General features: G+C 69.2%; 18 protein-coding genes and 1 pseudogene. 13 read left to right on the top strand and 6 right to left on the bottom strand.

The window, feature by feature from the left end; translation table 11 throughout:
• Nucleotide 1: 1 nt before the first annotated feature.
• The 3 genes from ACQ5DX_RS05510 to ACQ5DX_RS05500 all read right to left on the bottom strand — a co-directional run bounded on the left by ACQ5DX_RS05510 (nt 2) and on the right by ACQ5DX_RS05500 (nt 3,164).
• Complete coding sequence (locus tag ACQ5DX_RS05510; RefSeq protein WP_430331666.1) at nt 2-763, bottom strand: crotonase/enoyl-CoA hydratase family protein; 762 nt, start codon at nt 761-763, stop codon at nt 2-4.
• Nucleotides 753-2,270 carry a class I adenylate-forming enzyme family protein gene (locus ACQ5DX_RS05505; protein ID WP_430331665.1) on the bottom strand — a complete coding sequence of 506 codons (1,518 nt, stop codon included), beginning with the start codon at nt 2,268-2,270 and terminating at the stop codon, nt 753-755. The genes ACQ5DX_RS05510 and ACQ5DX_RS05505 overlap by 11 nt, the downstream gene beginning before the upstream one ends.
• An 84-nt stretch (nt 2,271-2,354) precedes the next feature.
• Nucleotides 2,355-3,164 carry an enoyl-CoA hydratase/isomerase family protein gene (locus ACQ5DX_RS05500; RefSeq protein WP_430331664.1) on the bottom strand — a complete coding sequence of 270 codons (810 nt, stop codon included), beginning with the start codon at nt 3,162-3,164 and terminating at the stop codon, nt 2,355-2,357.
• A 71-nt stretch (nt 3,165-3,235) separates the two neighbouring features.
• Between ACQ5DX_RS05500 and ACQ5DX_RS05495 the strand changes: the two are divergent.
• Nucleotides 3,236-4,268: pseudogene (locus tag ACQ5DX_RS05495) on the top strand (acyl-CoA dehydrogenase family protein); the annotation flags it as partial.
• Between the two features lie 3 nt (nt 4,269-4,271).
• Here the strand turns inward: ACQ5DX_RS05495 and ACQ5DX_RS05490 are convergent.
• A complete protein-coding gene (locus tag ACQ5DX_RS05490; RefSeq protein ID WP_430331663.1) occupies nt 4,272-5,135 on the bottom strand; it encodes an alpha/beta fold hydrolase in 864 nt (287 codons plus the stop codon).
• A 161-nt stretch (nt 5,136-5,296) separates the two neighbouring features.
• Nucleotides 5,297-7,666, bottom strand: a complete 2,370-nt coding sequence (locus ACQ5DX_RS05485; RefSeq protein WP_430331662.1) for an ATP-binding protein — start codon at nt 7,664-7,666, stop codon at nt 5,297-5,299.
• A gap of 121 nt (nt 7,667-7,787) precedes the next feature.
• On the opposite strand from ACQ5DX_RS05485, the gene ACQ5DX_RS05480 reads away from it, so the two are divergent.
• From ACQ5DX_RS05480 to ACQ5DX_RS05435, 10 genes are all read left to right on the top strand, one after another.
• On the top strand, nt 7,788-8,492 hold the full coding sequence (locus tag ACQ5DX_RS05480) for a GNAT family N-acetyltransferase (RefSeq protein WP_430331661.1): 705 nt from the start codon (nt 7,788-7,790) through the stop codon (nt 8,490-8,492).
• 134 nt (nt 8,493-8,626) lie between these two features.
• A complete protein-coding gene (locus ACQ5DX_RS05475; RefSeq protein WP_430335551.1) occupies nt 8,627-9,604 on the top strand; it encodes a glutathione S-transferase family protein in 978 nt (325 codons plus the stop codon).
• 148 nt (nt 9,605-9,752) lie between these two features.
• A complete protein-coding gene (locus tag ACQ5DX_RS05470; RefSeq protein ID WP_430335550.1) occupies nt 9,753-10,493 on the top strand; it encodes a hypothetical protein in 741 nt (246 codons plus the stop codon).
• Nucleotides 10,494-10,519: 26 nt separating this feature from the next.
• Entirely contained in the window at nt 10,520-11,338 is an 819-nt protein-coding gene (locus ACQ5DX_RS05465) for an alpha/beta fold hydrolase (protein ID WP_430331660.1), read from the top strand.
• Nucleotides 11,339-11,369: 31 nt separating this feature from the next.
• The gene (locus ACQ5DX_RS05460; protein WP_430331659.1) at nt 11,370-11,792 is read left to right on the top strand and encodes a DUF6153 family protein; all 423 of its coding nucleotides are present in this window, start codon (nt 11,370-11,372) and stop codon (nt 11,790-11,792) included.
• A 79-nt stretch (nt 11,793-11,871) separates the two neighbouring features.
• Nucleotides 11,872-12,558 carry a DUF305 domain-containing protein gene (locus tag ACQ5DX_RS05455; protein WP_430331658.1) on the top strand — a complete coding sequence of 229 codons (687 nt, stop codon included), beginning with the start codon at nt 11,872-11,874 and terminating at the stop codon, nt 12,556-12,558.
• 106 nt (nt 12,559-12,664) lie between these two features.
• Complete coding sequence (locus ACQ5DX_RS05450; RefSeq protein WP_430331657.1) at nt 12,665-13,756, top strand: ATP-binding cassette domain-containing protein; 1,092 nt, start codon at nt 12,665-12,667, stop codon at nt 13,754-13,756.
• On the top strand, nt 13,753-14,529 hold the full coding sequence (locus ACQ5DX_RS05445) for an ABC transporter permease (protein ID WP_430331656.1): 777 nt from the start codon (nt 13,753-13,755) through the stop codon (nt 14,527-14,529). Before ACQ5DX_RS05450 ends, ACQ5DX_RS05445 begins: the two co-directional genes overlap by 4 nt.
• A gap of 92 nt (nt 14,530-14,621) precedes the next feature.
• A complete protein-coding gene (locus ACQ5DX_RS05440; protein ID WP_430331655.1) occupies nt 14,622-18,458 on the top strand; it encodes an ABC transporter ATP-binding protein in 3,837 nt (1,278 codons plus the stop codon).
• 112 nt (nt 18,459-18,570) lie between these two features.
• Nucleotides 18,571-22,296: a multifunctional oxoglutarate decarboxylase/oxoglutarate dehydrogenase thiamine pyrophosphate-binding subunit/dihydrolipoyllysine-residue succinyltransferase subunit gene (locus ACQ5DX_RS05435; RefSeq protein ID WP_430331654.1), complete on the top strand. Its 3,726-nt coding sequence runs from the start codon at nt 18,571-18,573 to the stop codon at nt 22,294-22,296.
• A gap of 155 nt (nt 22,297-22,451) precedes the next feature.
• Here ACQ5DX_RS05435 and ACQ5DX_RS05430 read toward each other — a convergent pair whose 3' ends face one another.
• Nucleotides 22,452-23,063 (bottom strand): TetR/AcrR family transcriptional regulator, encoded by a 612-nt coding sequence (locus tag ACQ5DX_RS05430; RefSeq protein WP_430331653.1) that lies wholly within the window; start codon nt 23,061-23,063, stop codon nt 22,452-22,454.
• A gap of 72 nt (nt 23,064-23,135) precedes the next feature.
• Here ACQ5DX_RS05430 and ACQ5DX_RS05425 point away from each other — a divergent pair, with 72 nt between their 5' ends.
• Both ACQ5DX_RS05425 and ACQ5DX_RS05420 read left to right on the top strand, forming a co-directional pair.
• Nucleotides 23,136-24,737, top strand: a complete 1,602-nt coding sequence (locus ACQ5DX_RS05425; RefSeq protein WP_430331652.1) for a flavin-containing monooxygenase — start codon at nt 23,136-23,138, stop codon at nt 24,735-24,737.
• Entirely contained in the window at nt 24,734-25,564 is an 831-nt protein-coding gene (locus ACQ5DX_RS05420; RefSeq protein ID WP_430331651.1) for an SDR family NAD(P)-dependent oxidoreductase, read from the top strand. The genes ACQ5DX_RS05425 and ACQ5DX_RS05420 overlap by 4 nt, the downstream gene beginning before the upstream one ends.
• Nucleotides 25,565-25,571: the final 7 nt, after the last annotated feature.

Raw genomic sequence — 25,571 nt, 5'->3', positions numbered from 1 at the left:
CTCAGCGCCCCTTCCACATGGGTGCACGCTTCTCCGCGAAGGCGGTGGCACCTTCGCGCGCATCCTCGGAGACGAACACGGGGGCGATCACCTCGAGCTGGCGGGCGAACGCCTCGTCCGCGGACCATTGACCGGATCGGACGATCACTTCCTTCGTCTTCGCCACCGCGAGCGGCCCGTTGGCGGTGATGCGGTCGGCAAGAGCGAGCGCGCCCGCGAGAGCCTCGCCTGGTTCGGTGAGGGTGTTGACGAACCCGTACGCGGCAGCCTCCTCCGCGGTGAACGAATCTCCGGTCAGCGCATACTCCATCGCCTTCTGGTACGGGATCCGCTGCGGCAGCCGCAGCAGGCCACCAGCGCCGGCCGCCAGCCCCCGCTTGACCTCGGGGATCCCGAACTTCGCCGCCCGCGACGCCACGACCAGGTCGGTGGCGAGGACCAGTTCGGTGCCGCCGGCGAGCGCGTAGCCCTCCACGGCCGCGATCATCGGCTTACGCGGTGGCGCCTCCGTGAACCCCAGCCCCTTGCCGGGGGTGACGACGTTCTCGCCCGCCACGAATGCCTTGAGATCCATACCCGCGCAGAAGTTCCCGCCGGCGCCGGTGAGGATCGCGAGCGACAGCCCGTCGTCGGCGTCCAGTTCGTCGACCGCCGCGGCAAGGCCACGGCTCACCGCGGCGTTGATCGCATTGCGCGCGTCCGGGCGGTTGATCGTGATCACCAGTACGCGATCACGCCGCTCGAGCAGAACCTCATCCGACATCGACACTTCCCTTCGTCGTGGAACACGAATCCTCCAGCCACGCACGGACCGACCGACGGTCGATTCGTCCGGTGGCACTGCGCGGCAACACCGTCGCACTCGCGCACAGTCGTCGCGGCAGGCGGTGGCCGAGCGGCTCGTCGAGGAAATCACGAACCGCGTCGAGGCGCAGCGTGACACCCGGCTCGGGCACGACGACCACGCCCAGATCGGGCCCACGGGGCGTCATGACCCCCACCGCGACCGCCTCGTCCACACCGGGGCAGTCGAGCAGGGCCTCCTCGATCTCGCGGCTGTAGACCACGCCGCGCGGGATCTCCACCGCCTCCGCGGCTCGGCCGACGAACCGGATGTCCCCGGTGGGTTCGATCCGCACGACGTCGCCGGTGTGGAGCCAGCCACCCGCGGTGGTGCGGGCCGTGCCCGCGGGATCACCCCAGTACCCGCGCATCACGCTCGGGCCGCGGCACCACAGCTCCCCCACGCCCGCATCGATCTCGGGGCCCGAGACCGCGAACTCCATTCCGTCGTGCGGCAGTTCGAGCCGGCCCGCCGCGGGAGCCGTCCGCAGGACCATGCCCGCGCCGCCGGTCTCGGTCATCCCCCAGCCCGACACGATGTCGGCGGTAGGAAACTGTCGGTGCAGGCGATCCAGCGTCGCCTCGGACACGAGTTCGTCGTCGAGCGAGAGGAACCGCAGCGATTCCGAGCCGGCCGACGCGCGTGCCAGTTCCCGGGACAATCGGCCGGGCACCGAAAGTCGTTCGACGCCTTCGACGTCGATCGCATGCTGCAGGGTCTCACTGTCGAACTCGGCGGCGAGGACGACCGTCCCACCGGAGACCAGGGTGGGAAGCAACTGCAGGACGCACGCCGACGCGGAACTCAGCGGCAGCGCGATGGCGTGCCGGGCGCCGTCCGCGTCGGAACCCCACGATCGGACCACGGCCTCGATCGTGGAGAGCACGTTCTCGTGGCAGAGTTCGACGCCCTTGGGCATCCCCGTGGTACCGCCCGTGTAGAAGAGGAGAGCCGAATCGCTCAGTGCCGCACCGTCGTCGATGAACGGGGTCCCGGTGGGCAGGTCCTCGCCGAGCACCGGGTCGCTACCACTGTCCGAAAGGATGTGACGCACCGTCGCGTCCGGGTACCCGGGATGCACGGGCACCGGCACCCCGCCCGCGAGCAGGACGCCGAGGAACGCCTCCACCCACCGAGCGCCGTTCGGCATCCGGATCGCGACCCGGTCGCCGATGCCGACACCTCGATCGAGCAGGCCCCCGGCCACCCGGGATGCCGACGTCCACAGCTGCGCATACGTCAACCGCGCGCCGACAGCGGTGTCGACGACAGCCTCGGACCCCGCGAAACGATGCGCCGCGACGTCGAGAAGCTCGGTGAGGCACGACGTCAGTCCGCGGTAGCGCAGCAGACCGTCGGCGCAGCGCACCATCCGATCGTCACGCGACAGACCGTCCGCGACGGGGTACTCCAGCAGTGACGCCATAGCCACCTCCACCGAGTCGTGTTCGCCACGACTATATGACCCCCGTCACATCGGCGCGGGACGAACCGCGCGGTCTGCGCGCTGTCACTTCCCGGTGTACGTCGCGTGCCCCGGTCCGACGTCGAGGAAGGAGCGCACCGCACCCCGCAGGTCGTCGGTGCCGAACAGTGCGCCCGACACCCCCGGGGTGACCGAGTCCGCGTGCGCGACGCCGCCCGACCGCCACGCCCCGACGATCTGCTTGGTCGCCGCGTGCGCCCGCGTCGGCCCGTCCGCGAGTTTCGCGACGAGCGCCCGAGCGTCGGCGTCGACGTCTTCGGACACGTAGTTGACGACACCCCAGTCACGCAGGGTCGCGGCGTCGTACAGGTCCGCGGTCATCACCAGTTCGCGGGCCCGGCCGGAACCCGCTCGTTCCGCGAGGCGCTGCGGGCCGCCCATCGAGGGCGTCAACCCGACGACGGTCTCGACGAGGCCGAACCGGGCCTTGGGCGCTGCAACGACCAGGTCACACGCGAGCGCGATCTCGAATGCCGCGGTGAGAGTCAGTCCGTGAGCCGCGAACACCACCGGACACGGCAACGCCTCGAGCGGGTGGCAGATCTGCGCGAACAACGACTCCCACAGCGCGGCGCCCTGGTCGGGGGCGAGGCCGTCGAACACGTGGACGTCGACCCCGCCTGAGACGACCTTGCCCTCGGCTCGCACCAGAACCGCGCGCGGCGGTCGTGCAGTCAGGGCGGCGACGTCGGCGGTGACGGCATCGAACATGGCACCGTCGAACAGGTTCAGCGGCCCGTGGTCGAGCGTGAGGATCGCGATCTCGGCACCGGCTCCGGTGGTCGAGCGTTCGAGCCGCGTAGGCCGCGGGGGCGTGGAGGATTCTGCTGCCATGGCGACAGCGTGCCACAACCGACTCCGGACCGGACCGCACGACGGCGAGCCCTAAGTTACCCGTGAGTATGCAGCGGTACATCGACCGCGAGGTGTGGCTCGAGGCCGGGCGCAACGGCTTCCTCGGCCTCGAGGTGCCCGAGCAGTACGGCGGCAGCGACTACCGCTTCAACGCCGTCCTCGGCGAGGAACTCGCCCGCGCGAGCGCTGCCTTCAGCTCGTGCCTGGGCATCCACTACGACATCGTGGCGCCGTACCTCGTCAAGCTCACCACCGACGAGCAGAAGGAGCGCTGGCTGCCCAAGTTCTGCTCCGGCGAGATGGTGACCGCGATCGGCATGACCGAACCGTCCGGTGGCTCCGACCTGGCGGCGCTCGAGACCACCGCGGTGCGCGACGGCGACGACTGGATCATCAACGGTTCCAAGACCTTCACCACCAACGGATACAGCGCCGATCTGGTGGTCGTCGCGGCCCGCACCAGCCCGGAGAAGAAGGCGCGCGGCATCACACTGTTCGCGGTCGAGGCCGGTACCGAAGGCTTCGAGCGCGGCCGCAAGCTCGACAAGGTCGGCCAGCCCGAATCCGACACCGCCGAGTTGTTCTTCGACAACGTCCGGGTGCCGAGCGCAAACATGATCGGCGAGCTCGACGGCGGGTTCATCCACATGATGCAGCTCCTGCCGCAGGAGCGGATCGGTGCCGCGGTCGCGAACCTCGCGCACGCGCGCCCGATCCTCGAGGAGACCATCGAGTACGCCAAGGAGCGCAAGGCGTTCGGTCAGCCGATCGGCCAGATGCAGTGGAACAAGTTCCTCATCGCGGAACTGGTCACCAAGCTGGACGTCACGCAGGCGTACGTCGACAACTGTGTCGCCGCGCACGACGCCGGCGAGCTCACCGCGATCGACGCGGCGAAGGCCAAGTGGTGGAGCGCGCAGGTGCAGAACGAGATCCTGGACCATTGCGTCCAGCTGCACGGCGGCTACGGCTTCATGAAGGAGTACCGCGCCGCTCGCGCCTGGATGGACGCGCGCGTGACGAAGATCTGGGCGGGCTCGAACGAGATCATGAGAACTCGTCGGCCGCGATCTGGGGCTGTAGCGGTCACGCGGCGGGGGCGGTCACCGAGCCGAAGATCTCCGTGACCGCCCGGCCGAAAGCGTCCGGGTTGCCGATCAGCCAACCGTGGCAGCCGGCGACCCGGTGCACGCGCGGGTCGCGCAGCGCGTTGCGCAGCGACTCGAAGCTCGCGTGCGGAATGAAGGTGTCGCCCCGGCTCCACAACAGGGTGGTGGGCAAGCCCCGCTCGGCGATCCGATCGGCCTCCACCCGCAGATCCGCAGTCCGCGCCAGTTCACCGATGCGCCACAACTCGGCCGGACCGCGGACCACGTTGCGCAACGCGTCCCCCGCGATCGCCGCCATCGCCGACACCGGAGTGCCGGTCAGGACGGCGTCGACGGCTGCGGACACGCCCCATCGCCACAGCGGGCGGTGCCGGATGTCGCGCACGGCCCCGCTCGGCGCCCACGCACCGCCGCCGACGGAATTGACGAGCACCAGTTCCGAGACTCGATCGCCGAGGTCGTGCGCCGATGCGAGCGCCACCCCACCGCCGAACGAATGCCCGACCACGGTGACCGGCTCGTCGACGCCGACGGTGTCGAGGAACCGGCCCACCCACCGCGCGTACTCGCCGAAACCGAGCCGCTGAGAGGACAGGGGGTCGGTGCCGCCGAACCCCGGCAACGCGGGCGCGTAGACGCGCGCCCCGGTGGCGGCGAGTCGTTCGATAGCCCCCGCGTACGTGCGGTGGGTGAGCCCGAAACCGTGCAGGAACACCACCGGGCGTCCGCGCCCGGCCACCCCGTACGCGACCGACTGCCCGCCGAGCTCCAACTCCCGCCACGACGGCCCGACACCCGACCGTCGATCAATCGTGGGGTGGAACTGTGTCTGTGCACGCATCGGGTACCTCGTCTCGTGGCATCTGGGGTGTCCGATCACAGACTCGCGGCCCGCACCCGGTCCACGCGACGGTCGATATACCGGTATCCATACGTGGTTTGTGCTGTAACACCGCACGTACGGTTCGTTTCCCGGCCCGCTCGAAGGGCGATTTCTGCAGCTCAGGGCGTAGATTCGTGGCGCTGCTCGGCGACCCACGCCGCGATCTGCGCACGCGACCCGTACCCGAGCTTGGCGAGTACCCGCTCGACGTGACCCTCCGCCGTCCGCTGCGAGATCACGAGTGTCTCGGCGATCTCCCGATTGGTGAGCCCACGCGCGACGAGGTCGGCGACCTGACGCTCACGGCGGGTGAGGGCCGGGGGTTCGGCCGACGGCGTCACGATCCGCATCGGCGCGGTCGGCGCCTCCATGTCGGCCCGCGACGGGCTGAGGGCGTCCCTTCGGCCGAGCGCGTAGTCGACCGCTTCGGCGAGGGTCAGCTCGGCCCCCTTCGCTAAAGCCACCTCGAACGCGCGGTCGCCGAGGATCCGGCGGCACTGTCTGCGGCACTCCTCGTGCCACGCCAACATGGTCGGGATCAGGACGGGCGGCACGCCCATGGCCTGCCGGAGCGCCTCCGCCGCACCGGACAGGACCGCGGCCCGTTCCCCCTGCCGATCGGCGGCCGCACCCCACGCCAACGTCTCGAGACAACCCGCACCCGCGTAGTGGTCGTCCACCAATCCGGTCAGCGGCAGTGCCTCGTTCAGCACCGCCGAGGCCCGATCGTGAGCGCCCTGCCGCCACAGCGTGAGCCCGAGCAGGTAGCTCGACCGGGCGCGGTACTCGCACTCGCCGCGCGCCCGAGTGATCGCGAGGACCTCCTCGTGGCAGGCCTGCGCGAGGGCGACGTCACCGGTCATCCCAGCGACGAGGCCGAGAGCCTGCAGCGCCCAGATCAATCGGTGGGGGTTCGGAAGCTCCCGGAGCGGCGCCACCGCCCCCTCGAGGAACTCGAGCGCCGCCCCCAAGTCGCCCCGGTAGAGCGCCTGCCGGCCGGCGGACTGGGCGACCATCGCGTCGACGGCCGGATCGCCCATGACCGCCGCGAGCCGCTCCGCCCGTCCGACGAGTTCGGCCCCGTCCACGAAGTCCTGCTGCATCGCCGCGAGATGGCTGGCGACGCACAGTGCGGTGACGCGCACCGGTTCGGGCTGCTCGTCCGATGCCGCGAGTCCGCGGGCGAGCCAGCGCCGCGCCTCGCCGAACATTCCCTGGCAGAACCAGAACGGGAACAGAGCAGTCGCCATCCGTACCCCGCGCGCGCCCTCGCCCGCCTCGCGCCCACAGAACTTCAGCGCCTCGCGCAGGTTCGCAGTCTCCCGAGTGAGCCGCGAGATCAAGTCGACCTGGTGAGGACCGATCCACTCCGCGTCGGCACGTTCGGCGAGACCGAGGTACCAGTCCCGGTGTCGACGCCGACACTCCGTGCGCTCGCCCATCTCGTCGAGCTTCTCCAGGCCGTAGTCGCGCAGGGTCTCGAGCATCCCGTATCGGACGGCCGCACCGGATTCCTCGACGGTGAGGATCGATTTGTCGACCAACGACGCCACCAGGTCCACCACCATCCCCGTTCCGGCGGCGTGTTCACAGATACCTTCGACCGCGTCCAGCTCGAAGCCGCCGGTGAACACCGACAGCCGACTCCACAACCGACGCTCCTCCGGGGTGCACAGTTCGTAGCTCCAGTCGACGCTCAGGCGCAGCGTCTGTTGGCGGGAAGGGGCGACCCTACTGCCGGTGGTGAGCAACCGGAATCGATCGGTGAGCCGCTGCAGGATCTGCTCCACCGACAGCGCCCGCATGCGCGCGGCCGCCAGCTCGATCGGCAGCGGCAGTCCGTCGAGCCGGTGACAGATCTGGGCGATCGCCGCCCGATTGTCCTCGGTGACAGCGAAATCCGGGACCACGGTGCGGGCGCGGTCGACGAACAGGTTCACGGACTCGTATCGCGGCAGCGCCTCCAGGGTGGGCGGCGCCGTCGGATCCGGGACGGGTAGCGGTTGGACCAGGAACAGCGCCTCGCCTCCCACGCCGAGCGGCTCACGGCTCGTCGCGAGGACACGCAACCCCGGGCATTCGCGCAGCAGCACGTCGACGAGCTTCGCGACCGCATCCACCAGGTGCTCACAGTTGTCGAGGACCAGCAGTAGGTCTCGACCGGCGAGATGCTCGACCAGCAGGTCCGTCGGCGAACGGCTGGCCATGTCGTGCAACCCGAACACCGCCGCGACCGTGTCCGGGACGAGGTCCGCCTCGTGCACCTCCGCCAGCTCCACGAGCCACGCCCCGTCCGGGAAGTCACGGTGCACGCTACCGACGGCCTCCAGCGCGAGCCGCGTCTTGCCCACTCCGCCGATGCCGATCAACGTCAGCAACCGGGATTCGGAAAGCAATCGCTTGGTCGCCTGGACCTCGCGGCGGCGTCCCACGAACGTCGTCAGCGCGGAGGGCAGATTGCCGACCTTGCTCCGTGCGGTGGGTGACATGGTCCGCCCCACTCCCTCGAGCCCCTGCAGATTCGACGGTACGCCGACGGGGCGGCATCGATACCCGGACGAGGCGATCCGGTCGGCGTCGCCGCCCGGGCACCGCACTACCGTTGACGACGTGGACGGCCATCAGATCGACATCATCCGACTCGCGTGGGCGCGGGAACTCGGCCTCACCGATCGCGCGCTCGACGATTCCGCGGGCCGCCACGTCCGGATCGACGACGCGGACGACCGCATTCGCTTCGTGACGATCGCCGGCGCGGGCGCGCTGGTGGGCCCCGCGTGGGCGGTGGAACGCGCGCGGTCGTGTTCCGACGAGGAGCTCGCCCGATCCGGTGGCCTGCTCGCGCTCGCGAAGGACCACTCCGGGCGGAGCTCCGGACCGGTCGAGCTGGGCTGGGCCGGCGACTTCGGCAAGGGCATCGCCGTCGAGGAGCCGTTGGTCTCGCACGAGTTCGAGCACGTCCTGGCACTCGAGGCGGCGTGCCCTCCCGACGACGTCGCCGAGGCGGGGCTGCGAACCAAGGCGAACTGGTTCACCGTCGTCGACGACGCGCACCGCCCGCTCGCCTCCGCCGGCTACGCGGAGTGGCAGGGGATCATCGCCGACATGGGCGCACTCACCGCCCCGCCCGCCCGTCGGCGCGGGTTCGCGGCCACCGCAACCCGACTCGCCACCAACGACGCCCTCGACGCGGGCCTGATCCCCCAGTGGCGCGCGCACCGCGACAACATCGCGTCCCGTCGGTTGGCGGCCGGTCTCGGATTCGAGGAACTCGGAACGTACGTGTCGATCGCGGTGGCGCCCAGTACCGTGTGAAAGGGGGCGACACACGGAGCTGATGCGCGATGAGTGACAACGGCACTGAACCCACGACCGAGACCCGCGACGGGTCCCGCCCGGCGGACGTCGGCGCGAGCTTCGTCGAAACGGGCGAACAGTTCAGCCGGGACATGAACTACATCCCGACGCGGATCACCGCCGACGGGCGCGACGGCTACCCCGTCGAACCGGGCCGGTATCGCCTGATCGTCGCCCGCGCGTGCCCGTGGGCCAACCGGGCGATCATCGTGCGGCGACTCCTCGGTCTGGAAGACGTTCTGTCCATGGGAATCTGCGGACCGACCCACGACGAGCGCAGTTGGACCTTCGACCTCGATCCCGGCGGCGTCGACCCGGTCCTGAAGATCCCCCGTCTGCAGGACGCATACTTCGCCCGCTATCCCGACTACCCTCGCGGCATCACGGTGCCCGCGATCGTCGAGATCGCGACCGGCCAGGTGGTCACCAACGACTTCGCGCAGATCACGCTGGACCTGTCGACCGAGTGGAAGCAGTACCACCGCGAAGGCGCACCCGACCTGTACCCGGACGACCTGCGCGACAAGATCGACGAGGTTGCGGACCTGGTGTTCCGGGACGTCAACAACGGCGTCTACCGCTGCGGCTTCGCCGGCTCACAGGAGGCGTACGACGACGCCTACGACCAACTGTTCGGACGCCTCGACTGGCTCACCGAACGCCTGTCGACCCAGCGATACCTCGTGGGCGACACCATCACCGAGGTCGACGTCCGGCTGTTCACGACGCTCGCCCGCTTCGACGCCGTGTACAACGGACACTTCAAGTGCAATCGGAGCAAGCTGTCGGAAATGCCGGTGCTGTGGAACTACGCGCGGGATCTGTTCCAGACGCCCGGTTTCGGGGACACGATCGACTTCACCCACATCAAGCAGCACTATTACATCGTCCACAAGGACATCAATCCGACGCAGATCGTCCCGAAAGGACCCGATCTGTCGCACTGGCTCGAGCCGCACAACCGCGAGGCCCTCGGCGGGCACCCCTTCGGCGACGGCAGTCCGCCGCACCCACCGCGCCCGGAAGAGGTTGTGCCACTGACACACTGGGCCACCACCCAGCGCGCCTGAACCGCGCGCCTCGGAGTCGCGGACCGCACACCGGCCTCCCCACGGCAATCCCTCCCTGCCTGGGAATTCCGGGGTCACCCGCCCGGGTTCCATATAGTCGGACACGGACCCCGCACGCCGGAAACGGGATACCGAGATGAGGACTGGGATGGCCGAGAAGCAGGGGCGGATCGAATCGACGATCGTCTCGGTGCTCGACAACGCGAGCCGGTTGCAGGCACCGACCGTCGTCAGGTACGTCGAGCGGGTGCGACGCGCCCACCCACAGGACACGCCCGCCCAGATCGTCGAGCGGATGGAGAAGATGTTCCTGACCGCGGTGACGAGCAGCGGCAGCGCCGTCGGCGCCACCGCCGCGGTGCCGGCCGTCGGGACCGCGGCATCGATCGCCGCCGTCGGCGCGGAGACCGCGTTCTTCCTCGAGGCGTCGGCGCTGCTGACCCTCGCCATCGCGTCCGTCCACGGGATCTCCCCGCACGACCACCAGCAGCGCCGTGCGCTCGTGTTGGCCGTCGCGCTCGGCGAATCGGGCATGGAGATCGTCGAGCGGGCCACCGGCCTGACCGCCACCAACTGGGCCCGGCTCGTCACCGGCCGGATCCCGCCCGGGACGATGAGGGCGATGAACAGTTCCCTCGTGCGCAAGTTCGTCACGAAGTATGCCGCCAAGCGCAGTGCCCTCATCCTGGGCAAACTGCTCCCCGCCGGGGTCGGCGCGGTGATCGGCGGTGCCGGCAACCGCGCGATCGGCCGCGGGGTCATCGACAATGCACGTGAGGCGTTCGGCCCCGCTCCGGCGGTCTGGCCGGATCTCCTCGCCACGACGGTCGGCCGTGCGCGGCTGCACGTCGTCCCGCCGCCACGTGAGCCACGCAGCGCCCGGTCCTGACCGGCCGGCCCGACGAGAGGATCGCCGTGCGAACCGAACGTCACGATGGTCTCCACGTCCTGTCCGCAGGATCGGGCGATCGCACCGTCGTTCTGCTGCACGGCTATTCGGACCACGGCGGCACCTGGCAGAAGGTGACACCGACGCTGGCTCGGCACTTCCGTGTCCTCGTCGTGGACCTGCCCGGATTCGGGCGCAGCGCGGGCACCTGGCGCGAGCCGCTCATCCAGGGCTACGTCGAGACCCTCAGCGCACTCACCGACGGCGAGTCCGGGAACGTCAGCGTGATCGGCAACTCGCTCGGCGCCGTCACCGCGCTCGCGTGGGCGTCGGCCCGACCGGACCGAGTCGCGGACGTCGTCCTGTCCGACATGCCGGGGATCACCCGGATCCCGCGGTCGTGGACGCGCGGCACCCAACTGCGTATGGACCGGGTGGCGCGTGTCCTCGCCGGGCCCGTCCCCGACCGGTACGTCCAGCAGATGATCGGCGCCGTCTACGCCGGTGCCGCACTGCGACACCCCCGCCGCGCGGACGCACGCGTGCGCGCCGACTACACGCAGCACTACGCCACCAAGCGACAGGTGGCCGACCTGCTCGCCCTCGGCCGTGTCGTCATCCAGGAGATCGCCGACCTGCCGATACCGGCGATGATCGACGACCTCGCAGTGCCGGCACTGCTGCTGTGGGGTGCGAACGATCTCCTCACGCCTGCGCGGGCGGCCCGGCGGATCGCCGTCACCGCGGACCGCCGGATCGCGATCATCCCCAGTTGCGGACATTGCCCGCAGCTGGACTGCCCCAGCGAATTCCTCGCCGAAGTGTTGCCCTTCCTGCGCCGCTGAACGCATCCTCCCGGTCGGTACAGTTGAATCCATGGCCGGGCAGGTTCGAGCGTCGATCACCCGCTTCGCGGCTCTGTGTGCGCTCCTGTTCGGCATCCTCGCGATGCATCACGTGACTACCGCGCCGTTGAGTTCCACGGTCTCCATGGCCACCGCCGGCGGCGGTCACGGAGCGGAGCACGCGTCCGGTGGCACCGGTTCTCCGATGGACACGGCCCCGGCACCCGACCACGAACCCGCACACCCGCTGAACCACCTCGGCTTCCACATGTGCCTGGCGGTGCTGCTGGCCGCGACGCTGGCCCTGGTGGTGTGGCTGCTGCTCAGGACCGCTCGGGCGCAGCGCGTGCAGATCCATCGCGCGTCGGGTCCCGCGCGGCGAGCCGGACGCGCACCGCCCTTCGCTCCGACGACGTCCGAATTTCTGTCCTCTCTGTGCATCCTGCGGGTGTGACAGGGCCACTGCGGCGCGGCACCGAGCCGTTCCGGCCGCAGTCCGGTCCCCTGAATCACTCACGCAGAAAGCACAGATCATGAACACCAAACGAATGCTCGTCGGTATCGGCGCCGCAGCTGCCGCGGTCACCCTCGTCGTCGGGTGCGCGAACAACGAGTCCAACGACAACACCTCGACCGGCACCGCGGTCACGACGACGGCCGGCGCATCCGGCACCGAGCAGGGCGGTGCCCACAACGAGGCCGACGTGGCGTACGTGCAGATGATGATCCCGCACCACGAGCAGGCGATCGAGATGGCCCAACTCGTTCCCAGCCGCAGCAGCAACCCGGACGTTGTCGCGCTGGCAGCCCAGATCGAGAAGGCCCAGGCACCCGAGATCGAACAGATGGAGGGGTGGCTGAAGGCGTGGGGCGTGCCGGAGCCGAGCGAGACCACCGCCGGCGGCATGGATCACGGACAGATGGACCACGGCAGCCCCATGACCAGCATGCCGATGGGCACCCCGGGAATGCCGGGGATGGAGGGTAGCGGCCACGGCATGATGACCGCCGAACAGATGCAGGCCCTCGAGAACGCGACCGGACCCGAGTTCGACCGGATGTGGATCGAGATGATGATCGAACACCATCAGGGTGCGGTCGCCAGTTCGGAGCAGATCCTGAACACCGGTGAGAGCGATCAGGTGCGGCAGTTGGCGCAGCAGATCGTGTCGAGCCAGCAGGCCGAGATCGCCCAGATGGAGGCCCTGCTGAACAAGTAGGCCGGACGGGCTGCGCCCGATGCCGCCGCAGCGGCATTCGTCGGGCGCAGCCCGGACCGATCGGTCTCTCCGCTAGTCTCACTCGACTGACATCGAGGGGGGATCAGTGATTTCAGGCGTACCGACCGGCCCACCCGCCGCCATCGAGGCGTACGGGTTGACCAAACAGTTCAAATCGGTTCAGGCCGTGTCGAATCTGAGTTTCTCCGTTCCGCACGGTTCGATCACCGGGTTCCTGGGCCCCAACGGGTCCGGGAAGACGACGACCCTGCGGATGCTGCTCGGGCTCGTCCGGCCCACCGCGGGCACTTCGACGGTGCTCGGGGTCCCGTTCGGAGCGATCACCGAGCCGGCCCGCGCAGTCGGCGCCGTGCTCGACGCCCGCGGGATCCACCCGAAACGCACCGCGCTCGACCATCTCCGGGTGTACGCGTCCGCCATCGGTGTGCCCGACGACCGCGCCCGGCAGGTGCTACACCTGGTGGGCCTGACCGAGGCCGCCGACCGCAAAGCCGGCACGTTCTCGCTCGGCATGCGCCAACGCCTGATCCTCGCGACGGCTCTACTCGGCGACCCGCAGGTCCTCGTGCTCGACGAACCGTCCAACGGACTCGATCCCGAGGGCATCGCGTGGCTGCGCGAATTCCTCGTCGGGTTCGCCCGGTCGGGCCGCACCGTGCTGATCTCCAGCCACCTGCTCCGCGAGGTGGAGCAGATGATCGACCACGTCGTCGTCGTCAGCCGCGGCGTCCTCGTCCACCAGAGTTCGATGGACCAACTGCGCGCGGCCAACAGTGCCCGCCTCCTCGTGGCCTGCTCCGACCCGGTGCGCCTGGCGACCGCACTCGCCTCGACCGGCAACACCGACGTCCGGCACCTACCGGACGGCCGAATCGCCATCGCCGGATCGGATGCGGTCACCGTCGGGCGGATCGCCGCGGACGCCGACGTCACCGTCTTCGGCGCCACCACCGAGAACGTGGACCTCGAGCAGGTGTTCCTGGCGATGACCTCGGGACAGTTCGCGGCGCCCGGTCCAGCCGCTCCGACAGGCCAGTACGGTCCGCCCCCGGGATACGGGCCGCCTCCCGGCTACGGAACGCCACCCGGCTACGCCCCACCGCCCGGCCACGGACCTCCGTCCGGCTACGGAACGCCACCCGGCCACGGACCCGGAACGAATGGAGTCGGCCAGTGACGACCAACCTGCTGCTGTCCGAGTTCCGCAAGGTCACCACCCTGAAGTTCTGGTGGGCGCTGGGCCTCGCACCGCTGGTCGTCGGCCTGTTCTCCGGGACGATCAGCCTCCCGCTCATCTCCGCGATCGCCGACGAAGCGGACGACCGAGGAGTGAGGACCGCCGCCGGCGCCATCGGACTCCTGGTCGCGCTCGCACTCGTATTCGTGTTCGCGGCGCTGTTCGGCGCCGTCAACGCCGGCACCGAGTACCGGCACAACACGATCACGACGACATTTCTCACCACCCGCGGTCGCGACCACGTCGTGGCCGCCAAGCTTCTGGTCAGCGCGCTCTTCGGGCTCCTGTACTGCCTGGCCATCGAACTCGTCTGCGTCCCGGTGCTGCTCGTAACCGGGTCGGACGACGTCCGCATCAACGGTCCGATGATCGCGGTCCTCGCGGTGGGCCTGCTCGCCTCGGCGCTGTGGGCCCTCATCGGAGCCGGGCTGGCACTGCTGACCGCGTCGTCGATCGCGAGCACCGTCGCGATCGTCGTCTGGTACGTGATGGGCGAGGGAATCGTCCGGGCCATCCTGGCGGGACTCCATCTCGATGCCGTCGGCCAGTGGCTGCCCGGCTCGGTCACCGTGAGCGCGTTCATCGGCATCGTCGACGACCGCGGCCTCGCGTCGGCACCGAACACCGCGCTGTCGCTGCTGTGCCTGATCCTGTGGGCCGCGGCTGCCGGCGGCCTCGGCTGGTGGGCGACCCGCACCCGCGACATCACCTGAGCCGTCCGGGCTTGTCCGGGCTTGTCCGGGCTTGTCCGGGCTTGTCCGGGCTTGTCCGGGCTTGTCCGAACCACGGACTACCGTTGATCGCGATGGCTACACAGGACGCGACATCGGTGGCCGACGGTCGCCGCGGCTGGATTCGACGACTCGGCGCCGAGTGCTGGAACCACCGCCGGACGGCGGTCGGCGCGCTCACCGTCACGGTGATCGCCGCGGTCATCGACATCGTGTTCCCACTGCTGACGAAGGTTGCCTTGGACGCCGCGTCGAGCGGCGAATCCACCGCCACCGACGTCATCGCCGGTATCGCGGCGCTCATCGCGGCCCTCGCGTGCGTGCGCTTCGGCTGCCAGTACGGACGCCGCATGCTCGCCGGCCGGCTGTCGCTGGATGTCCAGCACGACATTCGGCTGGGGCTGCTCGGCTCGCTGCAACGTCTCGACGGCCGCGGCCAGGACCAGATCCGGACGGGGCAGGTGGTGTCCCGCTCGATCACCGACCTGCAACTGGTGCAGGGCCTGCTCGCGATGGTGCCGATGTCGGCCGGTGTCGTGCTGCAGTTCGCGCTCGCACTGGTGATCATGGCGTGGCTGTCGCCGCTCCTGACAGTGGTGGCTCTCGTCGTGGTGCCCGCCGTGGGGCTCGTGGTCTACCTCGTGCGGCCGACGCTGTTCGCGGCGACGTGGTCGGCGCAGCAGCGCGCCGCGGACCTCGCCCAGCACGTCGAGGAGACCGTCACCGGCGTCCGTGTGGTCAAGGGCTTCGGGCAGGAGTCCCGCGCGGTGGATCAGCTCGAGGGCCTGGGACGCACCCTGTACGCCGAACGGATGCGCGCGGCACGGGTCAACGCCCGATTCGCACCGTCGATGGCGGCGCTCCCCCAGCTCGGGCTGGTCGGCGTGATCGCGCTCGGCGGCTGGCTCGCGCTGCACGGATCGATCACCGTCGGCACCTTCCTCGCCTTCGCCACATACGTGGCGACGATGACCGCGGCCACCCGGACGCTGTCCCAGGTCGTGATCATGGCCCAGCTGTCGCGCGCGGCTGTCGAGCGGGTCTACGAGGTGATCGACACCGAGCCCGACGTCTCCGATCCGGCGCACCCGATCGACCTCCCCGACGGCCCGCTCGGGGTGCAACTGCATGACGTCGCTTTCGGGTTCGACGAGGGCCGGGACGTCCTGACCGGCCTCGACCTGGCCATCGCGCCGGGCGAGTCCGTCGCGGTCGTGGGCCCGGCCGGGTCCGGCAAGACCGCGCTCTCGCTGCTCCTGCCCCGCTTCTACACGCCCGGCTCCGGGACCGTCTCGCTCACGAGCGACGGCCGATCCTTCGACGTCGCCGAGCTGCGTGCGGAACAACTCCGCGAAGCGGTGGGCCTGGTGTTCGACGAACCGTTCCTGTTCTCGGACACGATCGCCGCGAACATCGCGCTCGGTCGCCCCGACGCCAGCGCCGAGGAGATCCGCATCGCCGCCAAGCTCGCACAGGCCGACGAGTTCATCTCGGCACTGTCGGACGGCTACGACACCGTCGTCGGCGAACGGGGCCTGACGCTGTCGGGCGGGCAGCGTCAGCGCGTGGCACTGGCCCGCGCGCTGCTCGTCGATCCGCGCGTGTTGATCCTCGACGACGCGACCTCGGCGGTGGACGCGGGCACCGAGGCCGCGATCTTCGAGGCGCTACGCGACGGGCGCCACCGCACGACGCTGATCCTCGCTCATCGCCGCTCGACGCTCACCCTGGCCGATCGCGTCGCGGTCCTCGACGGCGGCCGGGTCGTCGACATCGGCACCGTCGACGAACTCGACGAGCGGTGCCCGCTGTTCCGGACGCTGCTGTCCGCGCCGGATCCGCAGGACACCCCGACGGACGGCGCGGTCCCGGTGGCCGAGCCGACCGAGGCCCAGTTGTGGCCGGACGTGGAGACCGACGCGGACGCCGACGGCAGCGCCACCGGCCGGGCCGGCCGGCCCGGAGGCCCGGCTGGTCACGGCGGCGGCGGGCACGGGGGCGGCGGGCACATGGCCGGCGCGCTCGGCGGGGTGGCCGCGACGCCGGAGTTGAAACGAGCCGTCGACGCGCTTCCCCCGGCGGACGAGGACCCGCACACCGACACCGCCCGACTGCGCCGCGACGACTCCGAGTTCCGGCTGGGCCGGCTCCTGCATCCGGTCCGCTGGTTGCTCGCCGGTGTCGTGGTGTGCCTGGCGCTGGACTCGCTGATCGGCATCACGTTCCCGTCGATCGTGCGGTACGCGATCGACCACGGCGTGGCCCCGGGCGACTACGGGCCGCTGTGGGCGGCCACCGCGGTCGGCACCACACTCGCCCTGATCGGCTGGCTGGTCGTCGCGATACTCACCGTCATCACGGCGCGGGCCGGCGAACGGGTGCTGTTCGGGCTGCGGGTGCGCAGCTACGCGCACCTGCAACGACTCGGCCTCGACTACTACGAGCGCGAACTGTCCGGCCGGATCATGACGCGAATGACCACGGACGTCGACGCGCTGTCGTCGTTCATCCAGACAGGCCTGTCCACCGCGGTCGTCGCGCTGCTCACCCTCGCCGGGATCGCGGTGGCACTGCTCGTGACCGACGTGACGCTGGCCGTCGTCGCGCTCTCGGCGCTGCTCCCACTGACCGTTGCGACCCTCGTGTTCCGACGCGTCTCCGGCGCCGCCTACAGCGTGTCCCGGGAGCGGATCTCGCTGGTCAACGCCGAATTCCAGGAGAACATCGCGGGCCTGCGGGCCGCCCAGGCGTACCGCCGCGAGGAGTTCGCCGCACGCCGGTTCGCCGAACGCGCCGATAGCTACCGCCGCAGCCGGATGCGCTCCCAGCGCGCGATCTCGGTGTACTTCCCGTTCATCACGCTGCTGTCCGACCTGGCGCTCGCGGCGGTCGTGTTCGTCGGCGCCCAGCGCGTCGCGGACGGCTCCGCGACCGCCGGGACCCTGGTCGCCTTCGTGCTCTACCTGGGTCTGCTGTTCGGCCCGATCCAGCAGCTGTCGCAGGTGTTCGACGGCTACCAGCAGGCCGACGTCGGCCTGCGCCGGATCGCGGACCTGCTCGCGACCCCGAGTTCGATCGAGACCGCCGACCCGAGCGACACGGTCCCCGTCGGGGGCCACCTGGGCGGTGACGTCGCCTTCGACGACGTCACCTTCCGCTACCAGGGCGCCGACTCCGACGCGCTGAGCGACATCGACCTGCACATCCCAGCCGGCACGACGGTCGCGCTCGTCGGCCGCACCGGCGCCGGCAAGTCGACGGTCGTCAAGCTGCTCGCCCGCTTCTACGATCCGACGTCCGGCTCGGTCCGGGTCGACGACGAGGATCTGCGGCGCTATCCGCTGCACGGCTACCGCGGCCGCCTCGGCGTCGTGCCGCAGGAGGCGCACCTGTTCACCGGCACCGTCGCGAGCAACATCGCGTACGGGCGGCCCGACGCGAGCCGCGCGGAGATCGAGGCCGCCGCCCGGTCGGTCGGCGCGCTGCCGACCATCGCCGCCCTGCCCGGTGGCATGAACCAGCCGATCGGGGAACGCGGGCAGGGGCTGTCGGCGGGCCAGCGCCAGCTGATCGCGCTCGCCCGCGCCGAGATGGTCGACCCGGACATCCTGCTGCTCGACGAGGCGACCGCGACACTCGATCCGGCGACCGAGCGGATGGTCCTCGAATCGAACCGAATGGTCACTCGAAGGCGCACGTCGGTCGTGGTCGCGCACCGCCTGGCGACGGCCGCACAGTCCGATCTGATCGTTGTCGTCGACAAGGGCCGAATCGTCGAAACCGGAGGTCACGACGCCCTTCGGCGGGCGGGTGGACATTACGCACAACTCTGTGATGCAGCCGAGCGCGAACAGGGGAATAATTCGTCGACGAGAACCGTCATCGATGGTGATCCCATCGCAACAATGTGAGACAGCCGACACGCGACGGACCGGATGCCCGAGCTCGACGCGCGGAGGCTAGCCTCATGTGTATAGGCGCTCTGATCGGGTACCGAAGAAAGAAACGAGGCGAACACCTGCCGTGAGCAGCAGCTCTACTTCCCAGTTCGGACAGAACCAGTGGTTGGTTGACGAGATGTACCAACGCTTCCAGGATGATCCCTCATCCGTGGACGCAAGTTGGCACGAGTTTCTGACGGATTACTCGCCCGACGCGGCGAATGCGACCGGGAACGGCGAGGCGCTCAGCGCCGGTGATGTCGCCACCAAGGCCGCGAACGGTGCCGCGGCTCCGGCGCCTGCCGCAGCTCCCGCGCCTGCTCCCGCACCCAAGGCGGCGACCCCGCCTCCGGCTCCGGCTCCCGCGCCTGCTCCCAAGCCGACCGTCGCCCCGAAGCCCGCTGCTGCTCCGAAGGCGGAAGCCCCCACCCAGGACACCAACCAGGTTCTGCGTGGCGCGGCCGCAACGGTCGCCCGCAACATGTCGGCTTCGCTCACGATCCCGACCGCGACCAGCGTCCGCGCAATCCCCGCGAAGTTGATGTTCGACAACCGCATCGTCATCAACAACCACCTCGCCCGTACCCGCGGCGGCAAGGTCTCGTTCACGCACATCCTCGGGTACGCGATCGTGCAGGCGGTCAAGGCGTTCCCGAACATGAACCGCCACTTCGCGGAGATCGACGGCAAGCCGAACGTCGTCACTCCCGCGAACACCAACCTGGGTCTCGCCATCGACCTGCCGGGGAAGAACGGCAGCCGCTCACTGGTCGTCGCGGCGATCAAGGGCACGGACTCGATGAACTTCGTGCAGTTCTACGGCGCGTACGAGGACATCGTCCGTCGTGCGCGTGACGGCAAGCTCACTGCCGAGGACTTCTCCGGTGTCACGATCTCGCTGACCAACCCCGGTGGCATCGGCACCGTGCACTCCGTGCCGCGCCTGATGCAGGGCCAGGGCGCCATCATCGGCGCCGGTGCCATGGAGTACCCCGCCGAGTTCCAGGGCGCCAGCGACGAGCGTATCGCGGAGATGGGCGTCGGCAAGCTGATGACGCTGACCTCCACCTACGATCACCGGATCATCCAGGGCGCCGAGTCCGGCGACTTCCTGCGCACGATCCACAACCTGCTGATCAGCGACGAGTTCTACGACGAGATCTTCCACTCGCTGCACATTCCTTACGAGCCGGTCCGCTGGCGCAAGGACGTGCCGGAGGGCGCTGTCGACAAGAGCACCCGCGTGCTCGAGATGATCGCCGCGTACCGCAACCGCGGCCACCTCATGGCCGACACCGATCCGCTGCAGTTCGTCAAGGACAAGTTCCGCAGCCACCCGGACCTCGACGTCACGAGCCACGGCCTGACGCTGTGGGACCTCGACCGTGAGTTCAACGTCGGCGGCTTCCACGGCCAGTCGCGGATGAAGCTGCGCGACGTCCTGTCGATTCTGCGGGACGCGTACGCACGCCACATCGGTGTCGAGTACACGCACATCCTCGAGCCCGAGCAGCAGGCATGGCTGCAGGAGCGCGTCGAGGCCAAGCACGTCAAGCCGACCGTCGCGCAGCAGAAGTACATCCTGAGCAAGCTCAACGCCGCCGAGGCGTTCGAGACCTTCCTGCAGACCAAGTACGTCGGCCAGAAGCGCTTCTCGCTCGAGGGCGCCGAGTCGGTCATCCCGATGATGGACGCGATCATCGACCAGGCCGCCGAGCACAGCCTCGACGAGGTCGTGATCGGTATGCCGCACCGCGGTCGCCTGAACGTGCTGGCGAACATCGTCGGCAAGCCCTACTCGAAGATCTTCACCGAGTTCGAGGGCAACATGAACCCGGCGGCCGCACACGGCTCCGGCGACGTGAAGTACCACCTGGGCGCCGAGGGCACCTACATCCAGATGTTCGGCGAGAACGACATCAAGGTCTCGCTCACCGCGAACCCGTCGCACCTCGAGGCGGTCGACCCGGTCCTCGAGGGCCTGGTCCGCGCCAAGCAGGACATCCTGGACAAGGGCCAGGACGGCTTCACCGTCATGCCGCTGATGCTGCACGGTGACGCCGCGTTCGCCGGCCAGGGTGTCGTGGCCGAAACCCTGAACCTGGCGCTGCTGCGCGGCTACCGCACCGGTGGCACCGTGCACGTGGTCGTCAACAACCAGGTCGGCTTCACCACCGCCCCGGAGCACTCGCGTTCGTCCGAGTACTGCACCGACGTCGCGAAGATGATCGGCGCGCCGATCTTCCACGTGAACGGCGACGACCCCGAGGCCTGTGTCTGGGTCGCGCAGCTGGCGGTCGACTTCCGTGAGAAGTTCGGCAAGGACGTCGTGATCGACCTGATCTGCTACCGCCGTCGCGGTCACAACGAGGGCGACGACCCGTCGATGACGCAGCCGGCGATGTACGACCTGATCGACACCAAGCGCAGCGTCCGCAAGAGCTACACCGAGGCCCTGATCGGCCGCGGCGACATCTCGCTCAAGGAAGCCGAAGACGCCCTGCGCGACTACCAGGGCCAGCTGGAGCGGGTGTTCAACGAGGTCCGCGAGCTCGAGAAGTTCAAGCCGGAACCGTCGGAGTCGGTCGAGCTCGACCAGACCCCGCCGGCCCGCCTGACCACCGCGGTCGACGCGGCCACGCTCGCCCGCATCGGCGATGCGTTCGTCAACGTCCCCGAGGGCTTCACGGTGCACCCGCGCGTCAAGCCGGTCATCGAGAAGCGCCACGAGATGTCCCGCGAGGGCCACGTCGACTGGGCGTTCGCCGAGCTGCTCGCATTCGGTTCGCTGGCCGAGCAGGGTGCCCTGGTGCGCCTGGCCGGTCAGGACTCGCGTCGCGGCACGTTCACGCAGCGCCACTCGGTCCTGATCGACCGCAAGAACGGCGACGAGTACAACCCGATCGCCGAGCTCGCCAACGAGGCCGACAACGGCGGCAAGTTCATGGTCTACGACTCGGCGCTCACCGAGTTCGCGGGCCTGGGCTTCGAGTACGGCTACTCGGTCGGCAACCCCGACGCCCTGGTGCTGTGGGAGGCGCAGTTCGGCGACTTCGTCAACGGCGCGCAGACCATCATCGACGAGTTCATCTCGTCCGGTGAGGCCAAGTGGGGCCAGCTGTCCGACGTCGTGCTGCTGCTGCCGCACGGCCACGAGGGCCAGGGCCCGGACCACACGTCGGGTCGCATCGAGCGGTTCCTGCAGCTGTGTGCCGAGGGCTCGATGACGGTCGCGATGCCGTCGACCCCGGCCAGCTACTTCCACCTGCTGCGTCGTCACCACCTGGACGGCATCCGCCGCCCGCTGGTGGTGTTCACGCCGAAGTCGATGCTGCGCAACAAGGCTGCGGTCAGCAACCTCGAGGACTTCACGACCGGCAAGTTCCGTTCGGTGTTCGAGGAGCCGTCGTACGACACCCAGGGCGGCGACCGCACCCAGGTCAAGCGCGTGCTGCTGACCTCCGGCAAGATCTACTGGGAGCTGCTGGCGAAGAAGCAGAAGGAGAACCGCGACGACGTCGCGATCGTCCGGATCGAGCAGCTGTACCCGATCCCGCGCCGCCGCATCGCGGAGACGCTGGACCGCTACCCGAACGTGAACGAGTTCTTCTGGGTCCAGGAGGAGCCGGCGAACCAGGGTGCATGGCCGTTCCTCGGCCTGGCCCTGCCGGAGCTGCTGCCGGAGAAGCTGGCAGGCATCAAGCGCGTCTCGCGGCGTGCGATGTCGGCGCCGTCGTCGGGCTCGAGCAAGGTCCACGCGGTCGAGCAGCAGGAGATCATCGACGCGGCGTTCACGCCCACGAAGTGACCTGCCTGATCGGCTGACAGGCTGAGACGAACCGGCCCGCCCACTCTTCCGGAGTGGGCGGGCCGGTGTCGTTGCGGGCACTCCGCGACAAGTGCGCAATGCGCGAGCCAGGACGTCCCGAGACCGCGACAAGTGCGCGAAACGCGAGGAGTCCGTCAGTCGCCGAGCAGCGTCGCAGCGGCCGACGCGCTGAGTGCGACCGCCGGCAGCGCGGTGACGAGGAGTTCGATCAGTTCCTCACGGGTTATCTTCGGCGCACGCAGCCAGGTGATGGTGGCCTCCTCGACGAAGGCAAGCCAGCCGCGCACCGACAGTTCCATCCTGGCGTCGGGGTGGATCCCCAGCTTCGGAAGCTGGTCGATCACGCGCCGGGCCATCTCGGCGCGGGTCGCCTCGAACACCTCTCGCATGTCGGGGTCTCCACTGGCCGTCCCCCGAAGCAGCGAGACGTAGGTGTCGCGATTGTCGGAGACGTAGTCGACGTACGACGCCATGGCGTCGCGCAGGATCTCGATGGGCTCGAGTTCCGGATTCGGGGCGGTGCGGGCGAGCATATCCGCGCTGGTGTGGCGCACGATGGCGACATGGAAGTCGTGCTTGGACGCGAAGTAGTGGAACAGCAGACCGCGGGACACGCCGGCCTGGTCGGCGATGTCCTCGACGGAGATCTGTTCGAGCGACCGTTCGGCGAGCATCCGCACACCGAGATCGATCAGCTGCGCCCGCCGCTCCTCGGGGCTGAGCCGTGTGCGTTTGACGACGTCCATGAGCCCTCACCTTACTGAATCGAAGTCAATTAGCTATTGACCCCCGATCAACAACGCCCTAGTCTCCCTTACATGAGTCTTCCAGTCACAGATACTTCCGCCCGGGCCGCGACCCCGCGCCAGGTCGACACACTGATCATCGGCAGCGGCTTCGCCGGCCTCGGCGCGGCTATCAAGCTGGTTCAGGAGGGCAAGCACAACTTCGTCGTGCTCGAGCGCGGTGACACCGTGGGCGGGACCTGGCGGGACAACACGTACCCCGGCGCCGCGTGTGACGTCCCCTCCCACCTGTACTCGTACTCGTTCGCTCTCAACCCCGAGTGGACCCGATCGTTCTCGCCGCAGCCCGAGATCCAGAACTACATCTCCTCGGTCGCCCGCCGGTACAACGTCCTCGACAAGCACATCTTCGGCTGCGAGGTGCACTCCGCGCGCTGGAACGGCGACACCGCGCGCTGGGAGATCCAGACGTCGAAGGGCGAGTTCGAGGCGAAGATCGTCGTCGCCGCCGTCGGCGCGCTGTGCGAGCCGTCGCTGCCGGACATCGCCGGCATCGAGGGCTTCGAGGGCGAGATCTTCCACTCCGCACAGTGGAACCACGACGCCGACCTGGCCGGCAAGCGGATCGCGGTGATCGGCACCGGCGCCTCAGCGATCCAGATCGTGCCGCAACTCGCCGCGAAGGCCGCCCATCTCGACGTGTACCAGCGCACCGCGCCGTGGATCCTGCCGCGCGCCGACCGCGAGTACACCAAGGCCGAGCATCTCGCGTTCAAGTACGTGCCGGGTTTCCAGAAGCTGTGCCGCACCGGCATCTACTGGATGCGCGAGTCTCAGGTCGTCGGCCTCGCGAAGGCCCCGATCTTCATGAAGCCGCTGCAGTTCGCCGCCGAACGCCACCTGCGTAGGCAGATCAAGGACCGGGACCTGCGCCGCAAGGTCACCCCGAACTTCCAGATCGGCTGCAAGCGGATGCTGATCTCCAACAACTACTACCCCGCGCTCGCGCAGTCCAACGTCGACGTCGTCACCGACGGCATCGCCGAGGTCCGCAGAAACTCGATCGTCGACGGCACCGGCACCGAGCGCGAGGTCGACGCGATCGTCGTCGCGACGGGCTTCCACGTCACCGACTCCCCCACGTTCGCAGGCATTTTCGGCAAGGACGGGCGCTCGCTCGCGCAGACCTTCGACGACGGCGGCCAGCAGGGCTACAAGGGTTCGGCCATCGCGAACTTCCCGAACATGTTCTTCCTGGTCGGCCCCAACACCGGGTTGGGCCACAGCTCCATGGTGTTCATGATCGAGTCGCAGGTGAACTACGTGGTCGACGCGATCAAGGTGATCGAGCGGTACGACATCGGCACCATCGAGGTCCGCAAGGACGCGCAGGACGCGTACAACCGCGACGTGCAGGCCAAGCTGTCCAACAGCGTGTGGAACAACGGCGGTTGCGCCAGTTGGTATCTCGACAAGCACGGCAACAACACGACGCTGTGGCCGGGCTTCACGTTCGAGTTCCGGAACATGACCAAGCAGTTCGATCTGGGCGCCTACCGCAGTGTCGCGGCCGGTGACCTGCCGGTTCCCGCGGTCGCGGTCCGGACGTCGGCGGCCGACGCGATCGAAGCCGAACTGACCGATCACGACGACGACAAGGTGGCAGCACAGTGAGCGAGTTCAGGGGCAAGGTCTGCGTCATCACGGGCGCAGGGTCGGGCATCGGCCGGGCACTGGCGTTGAACCTCGCCGGGCAGGGCGCGAAACTCGCTCTGTCCGACATGAATTCGACCGGTCTGGCGGAGACGGTCCGACAGGTCGAGGCACTCGGCGCGGACGTCAAGTCCGACCATCTCGACGTCACCCAGCGCGAGGCGGTCCTCGCCTACGCCGACGCGGTGGTCGCGCACTTCGGGAAGGTACACCAGGTCTACAACAATGCCGGCATCGCCTTCCACGGCGAGGTGGAGCGCTCGGAGTTCAAGGACATCGAGCGCGTCATGGACGTCGACTTCTGGGGCGTCGTCAACGGCACCAAGGCGTTCCTGCCGCACGTGATCGCCTCGGGCGACGGGCACATCGTGAACATCTCGAGCCTGTTCGGCCTGTTGTCGATTCCGGGCCAGAGCGCCTACAACGCAGCGAAGTTCGCGGTCCGTGGCTTCACCGAGTCGCTGCGTCAGGAGATGCTCATCGCGAAGCATCCGGTCAAGGTGACGTGCGTCCACCCGGGCGGCATCAAGACCGCGATCGCCCGCAACGCCACCATGCCGGACGGCGATGACCAGGTGACGTTCGCGCAGTTCTTCGACAAGCACCTCGCGCGCACCACGCCGGAGGATGCCGCGAAGACGATCGTGAACGGCGTGCGAAAGGGCAAGGCGCGCGTATTGATCGGCGCGGACGCGAAGTTCCTCGACGCGTGGGTGCGAATCGTCGGCCCGAGCTACCAACGAGTGGTCGCGACGGTCACCGCGCGCGTGCTGCCGAAGTCCAAGTAGCGGAGGA

Source organism: Rhodococcus sp. ACT016 (assembly GCF_050477185.1).
Taxonomy (GTDB): Bacteria; Actinomycetota; Actinomycetes; order Mycobacteriales; family Mycobacteriaceae; genus Prescottella.
The sequence above is the reverse complement of the archived record's forward strand: the minus strand, read 5'-3'. Positions and strand labels throughout refer to the sequence as shown.